This is a genomic window from Streptomyces sp. SYSU D01066-1, assembly GCF_054956795.1.
Window position 1 is genome coordinate 23,192 of the sequence record NZ_JBUDHV010000055.1, and the last position, 12,237, is coordinate 35,428.

Below are 12,237 nucleotides of genomic sequence, written 5' to 3' on the forward strand. Positions count from 1 at the left end.
CCTGGTCGGTGCTGCGCCGATCAAGCGATGGGCCGCCTGTGCCGTCGCCTGGTCCGCCGGCTCGCGCCGGCTTCCAGAGACTTATACGAATCGAACGGGTGAATGGTTTCCTTACTCTCCGTAGTCGCGGCGCGGTTCCCTCAGGGAGCCGCGAGCGGACCGCAGAGCGAGGAGCAGTACGCCCACGTCGTCCAGGTACACCGGATCGGGCACCAGATCGGCGGGCAGCACGAGATAGAGGACGGCGCCCCAGAAGACCCAGCGCGGTCCGGTCGGCAGTCCCGCCCGGCGCAGTTCCCGCCGGGTCCGCACCAGCCGTACCAGGACCGCCACGGCCAGGGCCAGGACGAGCGCCGCGAGCACCGCCGCCACGACCAGTACCGACGTGGTCGTATCCACCCCCGCCCCCTTCCTTCCGGTGCGCCGCGACGCACGCGTCCTCCACCGGATTCCCCCGTCTCGCGCGGATATGGCAGTGCACGGGTGCTCCGTGGCACCCCTCATCCGCGCGGCTCACCCGAGTGGCGGGCCGGTGCGGGGGTGCCTAGTAATGGTCAGCACACAAGTCGCGCGTCGCATGTCGGGGACGCAGGAAGCGGCCGCATTCCTTCAGACGGAGAAGACCATGACCACCGGCTCTTCAACACCCCGCCCGAACGAGTACGCCATAGCCACCTCCGTGGACCTGCCGTCCGCGCAGACCACCAGCGGCACCGGGACCCACCCGGTGCGCCCGCCGGAGGCCGCGCCCGGCCCGCAGCGGCCCGACGGCCCGTACGCCGACGGCCCGTACGCCGATGACACCCTCCACCTCGACGGCCCCCTCCCGGACGAGCCCCGCGCCGACGAGGAACCGCAGTTCGAGGAGCCCGGTGAGCCCGGTGGCTCCTATCACCCTGGTGGTCCCTACGACCCTGGTGGTCCCTACGACCCTGGTGGTCCCGACGACCCTGGTGGCCCCTATGACCTGGGTAGCTCCGACGACCCTGGTGGCCCCTATGGCCTGGGTAGCTCCGACGACCCTGGTGGCTCCGGTGACCCCGATGCCCCCGGCGACCCCGGTGAGCCCGTGCGGTCCGCGGCACCCGCCCGGCGGCACCATGACCCGGCGGCGTACGGCGACCCGGTCGGCGACCTGGTGCGGGCGGCCGTGGCCGACCGGCCGCTGGAGGAGGTCGTCTCGCTCATCACGATGCTGGAGCGGTCACCGCAACACGCCCAGGCCACCCTCGACGCCCTGCGCGCGGTCGGCGTCAGCCGGTCGGTGGAGGACGTCACCCGGCTGGTCGGCCTGCTGACCCGGCCGCCGCGCCACGCCGACAGCGCCGACGAGGCGATCCGCGCCGCGGCCGAGAACCGCCCGGTGGAGGAGGTCACCCGGCTGATGGCGCTGCTGCACCGCACCCCGCTGGAACCGCACTGCGGGAAGGAGGCGGTGCGGGCCGCGGCCACCGGCCGTCCCGTCGAGGAACTCGTCCACCTGATCGGCCGCCTCGCCGAAGAACGCCCCGACCCGTTGGGCGGGCCCGGCGAACGTCCCCCGCGGGAGCCCGGCGACGGGGAACCGGGCGGCTCCCGGGCCCCCGCCGCCGACCCCCGGCACGGCGGCCTGGGCGCGGCGCTCACGGGCGTCGGCCGCAAGAGCCGCGAACGCGCCCTGAGCACACGCCGCGTCCGCGCCGCCGGCGCCCCGCGGTCGACGGCGGCGGGCGCCGCCCGCCGCCCGGTGCCCGAAAGCGCGTCGTTCACGACCTGGCTGGCCGTGGTGGTGCTCGCCGGATGCGGGGTGGCGTACTTCCCCCTCCACACCGGCGGCGCCTCAGCCCGCGTCTACGCCGCCGCCCTCGCCCTGTCCGCGCTCTGCCTGCTGCTGGCCCTGGTGATGTCCGTGCGGCCCCGCGGGGCGGTGTTCGCCGCGGCGGTCGTGGGACCGGCGGCGCTCGCCGCCGCCCGGCTCCACGCCATGACGGCCGCGGAGTCCCGGCTGGACCGGCTCATGGACCTCGCCCTCGCCCCCGCCTGGGCGGCCGTCGCGGTCGCCGCGGCCGCGTCGCTGACGGCGCTGGCCGCGCTGTGCGTACGGGGCGCCGCCCTGCTGCCCGGCGGCGTGCCCGGCGGCCGGGCGGCCGAAGGCCCGGTGGCCGGGGCGCGCGGCACGGCGGACTGACCGCCCTCCCGCCCCCGGGAACGGCAGGGGCCCGGCCGCCGGCCCACGGCCGGGCCCCTCGCACCGGGGCCCCGCCGACCGGGCCCGCCGCACCTCATCCGCCGCACCTCATCCGCCGAACGTGCCCGCCGGGGCCTCGTGGGCGAGCAGCCCGGCGAGCACCCGGTCCGGAGTCAGCGGCAGTTCGCGCCAGCGGATGCCGGTGGCGTGGTGGACGGCGTTGCCGATCGCCGCCGCCGTGCCGACGATGCCGATCTCCCCGATCCCCTTGCTCCCCATCGGGTTGAGACGGGCGTCCTCCTCGTCCACCCAGTGCGCCTCGATGTCCACGGCGTCGGCGTGGGCGGGCACGTGGTACGAGGCCAGGTCGGACTCGGCGAAGTCACCGAACGCCGGGTCCAGGTGGCTGTCCTCGGTCAGCGCCATGCCCAGACCCATGGTCATGCCGCCGACGAACTGGGACCGCGCGGTACGGGCGTTCAGGACGCGCCCGGCGGCGTAGACGCCCAGCAGCCGCCGTGCCCGTACCTCACCGGTGACGGTGTCGACCGCGACCTCGGCGAAGTGCGCCCCGAAGGCGTGCCGGGCGTAGGCGCTCCCGGCGTCGGCCCGCCCGGTGGTGTCGGCGTGCGCGCCGATCCCCTCCGCGGGCACCGGGCCCGGCAGCGCGGTCAGCCGGTCCGCGAGCCGGACGCAGGCGTCGTGCACGGCCCAGCCCCAGGAGGCGGTGCCGGAGGAGCCCCCGGCCAGCGAGGCCGCCGGCAGATCACTGCTGCCCACCTCGGTCCGGACCCGCTCCAACGGCACCCCGAGGGCGTCGGCGGCGACCTGCGCGAGCACCGTCCGCGCGCCCGTGCCGATGTCGGTGGCGTTGATCCGGACCAGGAAGCCGCCGTCGGGCATGGCCCGCGCCGCCGCGGTGGACGGCGCGACCAGCACCGGGTAGGTGGCCGCGGCCACGCCGGTGCCCACCAGCAGCGGACCCTCCGTACGGACCCCCGGGCGCGGGTCGCGCGCCGCCCACCCGAACCGGCGGGCGCCCTCCCGCAGGCACTCGACCAGGTGCCGGCTGCTGAACGGTCTGCCGCTGTCGGGCTCCGATTCCGGCTCGTTGCGGATCCGCAGCTCCACCGGGTCCACGCCCAGTTCGGCGGCGAGTTCGTCCATCGCCGACTCCAGGGCGTACATGCCGGGGGCCTCGCCCGGCGCGCGCATCCAGGAGGGCGTGGGCACGTCCAGCCGTACCACGCGGTGGACGGTCCGGCTGTGCGGCGCGGCGTACATGACGCGGGCGGGTACGGCGGCCTGCTCCACGAACTCCTTGACGTGCGAGGTGTGGGTGGTCACCTCGTGTCCGAGGGAGGTGAGCCGGCCGTCCCGGCCGGCGCCGAGGCGGAGCCGGTGCAGGGTGGGCGCGCGGTGCCCGGTCAGGGAGGGCAGCAGGCGGCGCGGGAACGCCACCGTGACCGTCCGGCCGGTGTGCCGGGCCGCCAGCGCGGCGAGCACCACGTCCGGGCGGGGCGTGCCCTTGGAGCCGAAGCCGCCGCCGACGTGCTCGGCGGTGACGGTGACTCCCCCCTCCGGCACCTCGAACATCTGGGCGAGCGCGGTGCGTACGACGGTGGTGCCCTGGCTGGAGGTGCGCACGGTGAGCCGGTCGCCGTCCCAGCACGCGGTGCTCGCGTGCGGCTCCATCGGGTGGTTGTGCAGCGGCGGCACCCGGTACTCGGTGTCGATCCGCACCTCGGCGGCGGCGAAGGCGGCCTCCGGTTCGCCGCGCTCACGGACCGCCGGGTTACCGCCGTTGGCTTTCTCGGGCACATAGGCGCCGGGGTGCGACGCGGTGAGCGTGACGTCGTGCGGCTCCGTCCCGTAGGTGACGCGGACGGCGTCGGCGCCGGCCCGGGCCGCCTCCGGCGACTGGGCCACCACCAGCGCCACGGGCCAGCCCCGGTGCGGTACGCGCGGACCCTGCAGCACGGCCAGCACCGGGTCGTCCGGTTCGGCCAGCCGCGGCGCGTTCTCATGGGTGAGCACCGCCAGTACGCCCGGCAGGGCGAGGGCGGGCACGGCGTCGACGCCGGTCACCCGGCCCCGCGCCACGGCGGCCGGCACGGGCCGGGCGTGGGCCCGGCCGGGCTCGTCGAACTCGGCGGCGTACCGGGCGGCGCCGGTGACCTTCTCCCGTCCTTCCCGGCGTTCGGCCCCGGCGCCCAGGACGGTCTCGGTGACGGTCATGGAGTACTCCTCGTGGGTCGCGGACGCCGGTTCAGGCCGGGGAGTGGGGCGCCAGCCGGCCCAGGACGTCGAGGGCGAGCCGGCGGGCGAGGGGGACCTTGTAGCCGTTGTCCCGCAGCGGCTCGGCGGCGGCCAGCTCCAGGTCGACGGCGTACTCGAACGCCGCCGCCGTGGGCGCCGCGCCCACCAGCGCGTCCTCGGCCCGCCGCGCCCGCCACGGCCGGTGCGCCAGCGCGCCGAAGGCGAGACCGACCCGCTCGACGACACCGTTCTCGCAGTGCAGCACGGCGGCGACGGAGGCGAGCGCGAAGGCGTACGACGCCCGGTTCCGGGCCTTGCGGTAGCGCGACGGCAGCCCGCCCGTGGCCGCCGGCAGCACCACCGAGGTGATCAGCTCGCCCGGGTGGATCTCGGTGTCCTTCTCCGGGTGCGCCCCGGGCAGCCGGTGGAAGTCGGCGGCCGGGACGCTCCGGGCGCCCTGCGGGCCGCACAGCTCCACCCGGGCGTCGAGGGCGGCCAGCGCCACCGCCATGTCGGAGGGGTGGGTGGCGACGCACTGCTCGGAGTGGCCGAGCACCGCGTGGTCCCGGTGCACGCCCTGGAGCGCGCCGCAGCCGGTGCCGGGCTCCCGCTTGTTGCACGGCTTGGTCAGGTCCTGGAAGTAGGGACAGCGGGTGCGCTGCAGCAGGTTGCCACCGGTGGTGGCGGCGTTGCGCAACTGCCCGGAGGCGCCCGCCAGCAGCGCCTGCGACAGCGCGGGCCGGCGGTCGCGGACCGCCGGGTGCGCCGCGAGGTCGCTGTTGCGGACCATCGCCCCGACGCGCAGGCCCCCGTCGGGCAGTTCCTCCACGGTGTCCAGCGGGAGCCGGGTGACGTCGATCAGGGCGGCGGGCGTCTCGACGCCCAGCTTCATCAGGTCGACGAGGTTGGTGCCGCCGCCGAGGTAACGGGCGCCGGGCCGGGCGGCGAAGGCGTCGGTGGCCTCCTCGACGCTGGTGGCGCGGACGTAGGCGAAGGGCCGCACTCAGATCACGTCCTCGACGGCTTCGGCGATGCGCGGGTACGCGCCGCACCGGCACAGGTTGCCGCTCAGCCGCTCCCGGATCTCCTTCCGGTCCAGCGGCACGGGCCCGCCCGAGGGCCTCGCCGGGTCGGTGACGTGCGAGGGATGCCCGGCGGCGGCCTCGTCGAGGGCGCCGAGCGCGGAACAGATCTGGCCCGGTGTGCAGTACCCGCACTGGAAGGCGTCCCGGTCCAGGAACGCGCGCTGCAACGGGTGGAGTCCCTCCCCGTCGCCGCCGAGCCCCTCGACGGTGGTGACCTCCGAGCCGTCCAGGGCGACGGCGAACAGCAGGCAGCTGTTGACGCGCCGCCCGTCCACCAGGACCGTGCAGGCCCCGCACTGGCCGTGGTCGCACCCCTTCTTGGCCCCCGTGAGGCCGAGGTCCTCGCGCAGCAGGTCCAGCAGGACCCGGCGGTGGTCGACGGTGAGCGTGCGGGGTTCGCCGTTGACCCGGAGCGTGGTGTCCGAGTGCTCGACGGCGGTGACCGCGGTCGTGTGGTGGCTGTCCATGACGTCGGTGACCTTCCGGGGCGGGCCGGTACGGCTGTGCGGTCCGCGTATCCAGGATGTCCCGGCTGACACGTCACGCCGAACGCGCGCACCGCCGGGCCACCGGCCCGCACGCCGCCGGCCCCTGGGTGCCCCACGGGGGCCGCGGCGGGGCGCGCCGCTCCGGGCCCGACGACGGCACCGCGGGATGTGCGGCCGGCGGTCCCGTAGTCCGTCGGCGGCTGTGTGAGGCCGTCGGCTGTGCCCGGTGCCCGGTGCCCGGTGCCCGGTGCCCGGCCGGACCGGACCGGACCGGACCGCTCAGCGGTCCTGGGACCGGGAGCGGCCCGCGCCCGTTTCCGTGCCCGTCTTTTTGGCCCCGTCCGCCGCGCCGGCCCCCGCCGGTGCGGCGGAGCGGGACGCCGACGCCGCCTTCAGGCGTTCCAGCCCGCGCGTCAGCGCGCGCAGCGGGGACGCGGGACGTGACTCGGCCGGCCCGGACCGGCCGGCCAGGGGCGTCCCGGTGGACTCGCGGAGGGCGGCGAGCGCCTCCCCCGCGCGTTCGGCCGCCTCCCGGTACAGGTCCCGGGACCGCGTCATCGCCTCCAGCGCCTCGGCGTACATGGCCACCAGCCGGCGCTCCCGCTCCAGCTCCTCCCGCAGCGTCAGCAGCCGCCAGTCCTCCCGCAGCGCGGTCAGCGCCGCCTCGCCCCCGTCCGGCAGCGGCCTGGCCAGCGCGGCGAACCGCCGTACCGTCGCGATCAGCTCGGCGGGCTCGGAACCGTCGAGGAAGACGGTGCGCACGCTGAGGTCACCGGGGTCGGGCGGGGCCGGAGTGCCGGGCAGCACCACCGCGCCGCCGCGCGGCACCTGGACGCCGAACTCCTCCAGGGCCCAGTTCACCACCCGCAGCTGCTGCGGCGCGGCGCGGTGCTCGATCACACGGTGGCGCAGGCTCGGCGGCAGCCACCGCACCAGTGGCACCCGGCCGCGGTGGTCGGGGGTCATCGCCTCGTGGACGACGACGTGGATCATCCAGGCGTCGCGCCCGGCGTCCCGCAGCAGCCGGCGTACGGCCTTGTCGTCCTCCGGCAGTGTGTTCAGGCCCCGCAGCCGCAGCCCGGTGGCGGCGTCGCGGTCCCAGGTGACGTCCGGGTCGTCCGGCCAGAACATCCCGGCGGGGGAGGGCCACCCCTGGTCCCAGTGCTCCTCGGCCTCCGCCAGCAGCGTCCACCCCTGGGAGCCGGCCGAGCCCGCCCCCAGGGTCAGCCGGGCCCGGACGGTGACGGTCCCGGCCACCCGCCAACGCGCCTCGAAGATCTGGTCGGTGGTGTCCCCGTCGTCGCGCGGCAGTTCGTGGAAGTCGTCGATGACACCGTCGTCCTTGTGCTGCCGCAGGGTGCGCAGCAGGACGTCCCGAGCGGCGGTTCCGACGTGGCGGCCGCGCGCCGGCCAGACGGTCGGCGGGGTCGTGGGGCGATCGGTCGAAGAGGTCGGCATGAGTCCATCTGAAGGGCGGGGGCACGTGCGCAGGCCCAGTATCGTCGCCGCGGGCCGCCGTGGATCACCCGGGGTCGCCGACGCGCCGGGGCGTGCGGCCGTCCGGGGTGCGCACGCGCGAGGGGGGACGCGGAACCCGGGCCACGGTGGGCGGGAGCAGGTCGGCCGACCGTACGGCGTCCCCGGCCCCGGCGGGCGGGCCGCGCCGATGCCCGGGGACCCGGGCGGGTGTCGACGGGTGCGGCGCCGGACGCCTGGACAAGAGCGCCGCCGCCCCGCGGGAGCAGCCGCCGGACGGCGGCTCCGTGCCGGTGGCGGCCGGCTCCGGCACCGGGGAGAGCGCGGGCCGGGCGGCCGAGACGCCGCCCGACTCCGACGCCCTCGCCAGCGGCCCCGGCTTCTTCGGCGCCGCGCCGTCCCGGAGGCTGGCGACGACGGCCGGCGCCGCTGCTTGGGGACCGGCGTCCTCGCGGGCGCGGTCCACCCGCGCCCGCCTCTGCGGCGCGAGAGCGGGGGCCGGGGCCGTGTGCTGTACGCCGCGAGCGGCTCGGCCGCCGTCGCCCCGGCCGGGGCGGTCCGCCACGGCACGTCGGGGCAGCGCCGCCCGCGGTCTCCCGCGGGTTCGCCGACAAGGCCGCCGGCAGCGGTGTGCCGGTGGACCCGGCGGTCGCCGGCCCGCCCGCGCCGGGGACGGGAAGGACCTGGTGCACCGGCGCGTCGGCCGCGGCCCGCCCCGGGCAGGAGGCCGGGCACGCCTCCACGCGCCCGCACACGCAGGTCCAGCGACTGATCGGGCCGGAGGAGACCGCCGGCACGGTGGTGCGCCCCGGCTCGCCCCGGCGTCCGTCACGGCCGGCGCGGCGGTCCTGGGCGACGGGGGCGGGCCGGCCCGGTCCTTCCGCGGCGCTACTCGCGGTCGGTGCCGCCGCTGCGGTTCGGACGGTCCGGGTGCGGCTCCCGGCCGCCGACGATGTCGGTGACGCCGGACTCGTCGGCGGTGTCGGCGTGCGGCCGGGGGGCGCTGCGCCCGCCGGCGGGCTGGCCGCCGCCGGTGGTGCCGTAGCCGCCCGGCACACCGGGGACGCTGTCCGCGTCGGCCTCCTCACGGCTGATGTGCCGGGTGGCCCGCACGCCGGCGCGCCGCTCGGGATACGGGTAGCTGAACGGCCGGGACGCGGCGCGTTCCTTCTCCGACTCCGCGGAGGGAGCCTCGTCCCGGTGCTCGGTCTCGTGGGTCTTGCGCTGATCGGTCATGGCGTCCGCGTACCCGCCCCGGTCCGGGCCATGAGCGGTCTCACTCCTGCGGATCCGCGCGTCGCCGGTCCGCCTCGTCCCAGGCCCGGGTGGAGCGCGGCTCGACGTACGGCTCGCGGTCGGCGGGATGGCCGCCGTCGATGACGCGCTGCCGGGCCAGCTCGGCGTCGAACTCCAGGCCCAGCAGGATGGCCAGGTTGGTCACCCACAGCCAGACCAGGAAGATGATCACGCCGGCCAGGGTTCCGTAGGTCTTGTTGTACGAACCGAAGTTCGCCACGTAGAACGCGAACCCGGCGGAGGCGAGCAGCCAGATCAGCAGGGCCACCAGACTGCCCGGCGTGATCCAGCGGAAGCCGCGCACCCGGGCGTTGGGCGTGGCCCAGTACAGGATCGCGATCATGAGGATCACCAGCAGGACCAGGACCGGCCACTTGGCGATCGACCAGACCGTCACCGCGGTGTCGCCCACGCCCAGCGCGGTGCCGGCCTGTTCCGCCAGGGAGCCGGTGAACACCACGATCAGCGCACTGGCCACGGCCAGCACCAGCAGCACCACGGTCAGGACCACCCGCAGCGGCAGCACCTTCCACACCGGACGTCCCTCGGGGACGTCGTAGACCGCGTTGGCCGAGCGGATGAAGGCGGCGACATAGCCGGAGGCCGACCAGACGGCACCGGCCAGGCCGGCCACCGCCAGCACCGAGCCCAGACCGGCCTGGCCCTGCAACTGCCGGATCGCGTCGGACAGGATGTCCCGCGCCGACCCCGGGACGAGCTTCTGCACGTTGTCCAGGACCTCCTGGGTGGCCGACCGCCCCGCGACGCCGAGCAGGGAGACCAGCACCAGCAGGGCCGGGAACAGGGACAGGACCCCGTAGTAGGTGAGGGCGGCGGCGCGGTCGGTGAGCTCGTCGTCCTTGAACTCCTTCACCACCCGCCGCAGCAGCGCCGACCAGGAGCGCTTCGGCAACTCGGTGGGGGAGTCCGGCGCGGCGCGCTCGGTGGCGGCGTCCGGACCGAAGTCCTCGTCGGCGCCCCGCCGGGCGTGGACGTCGCCCTGATCGGAGGTGTGTTTCCCGCGGTGGGGCATGTGGAGTCGGGCCATGGAGCACGGGTAGCCCGTCCGGCACCGAACACGCCTGTGGACATCCGCCGCGTCCGCTCCCGCGCCGACACGCGGCCGAGGACGGCCGGGTGATCCCCCCAGTATGCCGTACCGGACGCACGTTCCTCTGGAAAATGCCAAAGGCTCCACCTGACGCGTGCACTTTCCGTAGTGTCCCCGTCACGTTGACGGTGCGGCCGTGCGGGAGGGGTTGTGGCGTGCCCGGAATAGACGAGAGCCTGCTGGAGGCGATGCGCCTGCCCGGCGCGCGCGGGGCGTGGCTGGTCGACTGGATCAGCGGACTGGCCCTGGGCGCGGTGGGCGACGCACCGGGCGGCGACGCGGAGGCGACGGCGGCGGTGACCGCGGAGCTGGCCCGGCACGCCGCGGAGAGCGGCGCGCTGGCGCCGGACGGGCCCGTCGGCAGCGGGAAGTCGCCCGTCGAGGACATGATCGTCACGACCGGGGACGCGTACCACCTGATCCGGTTCGTCAGCACGCCCTTCGACAGCACCGTGTTCCTGCACCTGTGGCTGGACCGCAACGACGGCAACCTGGCCCTGGCCCGCATCCGGCTGGGCGAGACGGCGGCCCGGCTGGTGCTCGGATGACGACGGCCTGGGCCGCGCACGGCACCACCTCGGCCGCGCTGGGGGCACTGGCCGCCGAGGGGGCCACCGGCGCCCTGACCGGCGAGCGCGGCGTCTTCTACCTCTCCGCGGGCCGGGTGGCGCACGTCGAGTCCGCGCACACCCCCGACCTCGGCGTCCTCCTCGTCCGCGGCGGCGCCCTCACCGAGGACGGCTGGTGGGAGGCGATCGACCGGGACGGCGCCCGGCACCGGGTGGGCCGCCGGCTGGTGGACGACGGGCGGCTCACCGCCGGCGCGCTGGAGCTGTGCCACCTGGGCGCGCTGTTCGACGCCGCCTACTTCGCCCTCGCCCACGACGGGCGCGCGCACCGCTTCCGGCCGGGTGCCGCGCACTGGCTCGGCGTGGTCCGCCCGGTCCCGGTGGACACCGTGGTCCGCGAGTCGCGGCGCCGCCGCGACCTGCTGCACGCCATCTGGCCCGATCCCCTCGTCGACGTCGCCCCGCTCGCTCGGGCGGCCGGCACGGAACCGGCCGGGCTGCCGCCCCGGCGCGGCCGGGTCCTCGCCCTGGTCGACGGCGTCCGCACCGCCGCCGCCATAGCGGAGGCCCTCGCCTGCCGTACGTATCACACCCTCGTCGAACTGCGCCGTCTGGCCGCCGACGGACTCGTCACCACCGCCCCGCGCGTCCCCGCGCGGGGCACCCGGGCCGCTCCCGATCCGTACGGGGCCGCCTGGGACGACCCCGACGCCGCCCTGCTGCGACGGCTTCGAGACGCCCTGGAGGCCCTGTGATCCGCGCGCGTCGCCAGCGTGCCGAAAGGAGACTGCTCATGGCCGTCGAGAGCGACGTCCTGGCCGAACTGCACCGCCTGCGCCACCACGTGCCCCAGCTCACCGGCTCCCTCGCGGCCACCGTCGACGGGCTCGTCCTCGCCCACGACGCGCCGGGCACCGAACCGGAGGGTCTCGCCGCGCTCACCGCCGCGGCCCTGGGCGTCGCCCGCCGCACGGCGGACGCCACCGGCCGCGGCGACTTCCGCGAACTGCTGCTGCGCGGCACCGAGGGCTACGTCGCCACCTACGCGGCCGGTCCGGCCGCCGTCCTGACCCTGCTCGCCGAGGGCCGGGTCAACGTGGGCCGGCTGCACCTGGAGGGCCGGCGCAGCGGCGCGCGGATCGGCGAACTGGTCGCCGGCCGCACCCGTACCGCCCGTACGGCCCAGGACCGGTCCGCCCCCGGTGAACCCGCCGTGACCCCCGTCGACCTCGCCCGCCCCATCGGCACCCTGCCGGTGCGCACCCCGCAGCGGCCCACCCGTCCACCCCGTCCCCAGACCGGCGGTCAGCGCCGGCCGACCTGAACCGACCTCATCGATCACATCCGGAAGGAAACCGACTCATGGCCAACCTGGAAACCTCGCTCAAGGAATGCCTCAGCGCCATCGACGGGGCTTCGGCCGCCGCGCTCGTCGACTACACGAGCGGCATGGCGCTGGGCACCCTGGGCGGCACCAAGGACTTCAACCTGGAGGTCGCCGCGGCCGGCAACACCGATGTCGTACGGGCGAAACTGCGCACGATGGAACTCCTCGGCCTGAAGGAGGAGATCGAGGACATCCTGATCACGCTCAGCAGCCAGTACCACCTGATCCGCCTCCTCAAGGGACGCGGCGGCAACGGGCTGTTCCTCTACCTGGTGCTCGACGCGAACCGGGCCAACCTGGCGATGGCCCGCCACCAGCTGCGCCGTATCGAGAGCGAACTGGACCTCTGAACAGGCTCGGGCCGGCGACCGCGCGGTCGCCGGCCCGAGCCTGTTCAGA

The 12,237-nt window shown here is 76.2% G+C and carries 12 protein-coding genes; 5 read left to right on the plus strand and 7 right to left on the minus strand.

Translation table 11 applies throughout. The annotated features are described in order from the left end of the window. Positions 1-111 precede the first annotated feature (111 nt). On the minus strand, positions 112-399 hold the full coding sequence (locus ACY1JF_RS30860; protein ID WP_462708575.1) for a YkvA family protein: 288 nt from the start codon (positions 397-399) through the stop codon (positions 112-114). 226 nt (positions 400-625) lie between these two features. Here ACY1JF_RS30860 and ACY1JF_RS30865 point away from each other — a divergent pair, with 226 nt between their 5' ends. Continuing rightward, positions 626-2,167, plus strand: coding sequence for a hypothetical protein (locus tag ACY1JF_RS30865; protein ID WP_462708576.1), 1,542 nt, complete (start codon positions 626-628; stop codon positions 2,165-2,167). 108 nt (positions 2,168-2,275) lie between these two features. On the opposite strand, the gene ACY1JF_RS30870 is transcribed toward ACY1JF_RS30865, so the two are convergent. The 6 genes from ACY1JF_RS30870 to ACY1JF_RS30895 all read right to left on the minus strand — a co-directional run bounded on the left by ACY1JF_RS30870 (position 2,276) and on the right by ACY1JF_RS30895 (position 9,819). Further along, positions 2,276-4,405 carry a xanthine dehydrogenase family protein molybdopterin-binding subunit gene (locus ACY1JF_RS30870; RefSeq protein ID WP_462708577.1) on the minus strand — a complete coding sequence of 710 codons (2,130 nt, stop codon included), beginning with the start codon at positions 4,403-4,405 and terminating at the stop codon, positions 2,276-2,278. Positions 4,406-4,436: 31 nt separating this feature from the next. Then, positions 4,437-5,429, minus strand: a complete 993-nt coding sequence (locus ACY1JF_RS30875) for an FAD binding domain-containing protein (protein WP_462708578.1) — start codon at positions 5,427-5,429, stop codon at positions 4,437-4,439. After that, positions 5,430-5,978 carry a (2Fe-2S)-binding protein gene (locus ACY1JF_RS30880; protein ID WP_462708579.1) on the minus strand — a complete coding sequence of 183 codons (549 nt, stop codon included), beginning with the start codon at positions 5,976-5,978 and terminating at the stop codon, positions 5,430-5,432. Positions 5,979-6,278: 300 nt separating this feature from the next. Further along, positions 6,279-7,457, minus strand: coding sequence for a hypothetical protein (locus ACY1JF_RS30885; RefSeq protein ID WP_462708580.1), 1,179 nt, complete (start codon positions 7,455-7,457; stop codon positions 6,279-6,281). 906 nt (positions 7,458-8,363) lie between these two features. Further along, a complete protein-coding gene (locus tag ACY1JF_RS30890; protein WP_462708581.1) occupies positions 8,364-8,711 on the minus strand; it encodes a hypothetical protein in 348 nt (115 codons plus the stop codon). A gap of 40 nt (positions 8,712-8,751) precedes the next feature. Then, positions 8,752-9,819: a YihY/virulence factor BrkB family protein gene (locus ACY1JF_RS30895; protein WP_462708582.1), complete on the minus strand. Its 1,068-nt coding sequence runs from the start codon at positions 9,817-9,819 to the stop codon at positions 8,752-8,754. 218 nt (positions 9,820-10,037) lie between these two features. Between ACY1JF_RS30895 and ACY1JF_RS30900 the strand changes: the two genes are divergently transcribed. The 4 genes from ACY1JF_RS30900 to ACY1JF_RS30915 are packed head-to-tail and all read left to right on the plus strand — an operon-like array spanning position 10,038 to position 12,188. Continuing rightward, a complete protein-coding gene (locus ACY1JF_RS30900; protein WP_462708583.1) occupies positions 10,038-10,430 on the plus strand; it encodes a hypothetical protein in 393 nt (130 codons plus the stop codon). After that, positions 10,427-11,206 (plus strand): hypothetical protein, encoded by a 780-nt coding sequence (locus ACY1JF_RS30905; RefSeq protein WP_462708584.1) that lies wholly within the window; start codon positions 10,427-10,429, stop codon positions 11,204-11,206. The genes ACY1JF_RS30900 and ACY1JF_RS30905 overlap by 4 nt, the downstream gene beginning before the upstream one ends. Positions 11,207-11,244: 38 nt before the next feature. Then, positions 11,245-11,775, plus strand: coding sequence for a roadblock/LC7 domain-containing protein (locus ACY1JF_RS30910; protein WP_462708585.1), 531 nt, complete (start codon positions 11,245-11,247; stop codon positions 11,773-11,775). Between the two features lie 38 nt (positions 11,776-11,813). Continuing rightward, on the plus strand, positions 11,814-12,188 hold the full coding sequence (locus ACY1JF_RS30915; RefSeq protein ID WP_462708586.1) for a roadblock/LC7 domain-containing protein: 375 nt from the start codon (positions 11,814-11,816) through the stop codon (positions 12,186-12,188). Positions 12,189-12,237 lie beyond the last annotated feature (49 nt).

Coding starts and splice junctions, on each gene's coding strand:
- ACY1JF_RS30865 (WP_462708576.1), top strand. CDS start 626: ATGACCACCGGCTCTTCAACACCCCGCCCGAACGAGTACGCCATAGCC.
- ACY1JF_RS30870 (WP_462708577.1), bottom strand. CDS start 4,405: ATGACCGTCACCGAGACCGTCCTGGGCGCCGGGGCCGAACGCCGGGAA.
- ACY1JF_RS30880 (WP_462708579.1), bottom strand. CDS start 5,978: ATGGACAGCCACCACACGACCGCGGTCACCGCCGTCGAGCACTCGGAC.
- ACY1JF_RS30885 (WP_462708580.1), bottom strand. CDS start 7,457: ATGCCGACCTCTTCGACCGATCGCCCCACGACCCCGCCGACCGTCTGG.
- ACY1JF_RS30890 (WP_462708581.1), bottom strand. CDS start 8,711: ATGACCGATCAGCGCAAGACCCACGAGACCGAGCACCGGGACGAGGCT.
- ACY1JF_RS30895 (WP_462708582.1), bottom strand. CDS start 9,819: ATGGCCCGACTCCACATGCCCCACCGCGGGAAACACACCTCCGATCAG.
- ACY1JF_RS30905 (WP_462708584.1), top strand. CDS start 10,427: ATGACGACGGCCTGGGCCGCGCACGGCACCACCTCGGCCGCGCTGGGG.
- ACY1JF_RS30910 (WP_462708585.1), top strand. CDS start 11,245: ATGGCCGTCGAGAGCGACGTCCTGGCCGAACTGCACCGCCTGCGCCAC.
- ACY1JF_RS30915 (WP_462708586.1), top strand. CDS start 11,814: ATGGCCAACCTGGAAACCTCGCTCAAGGAATGCCTCAGCGCCATCGAC.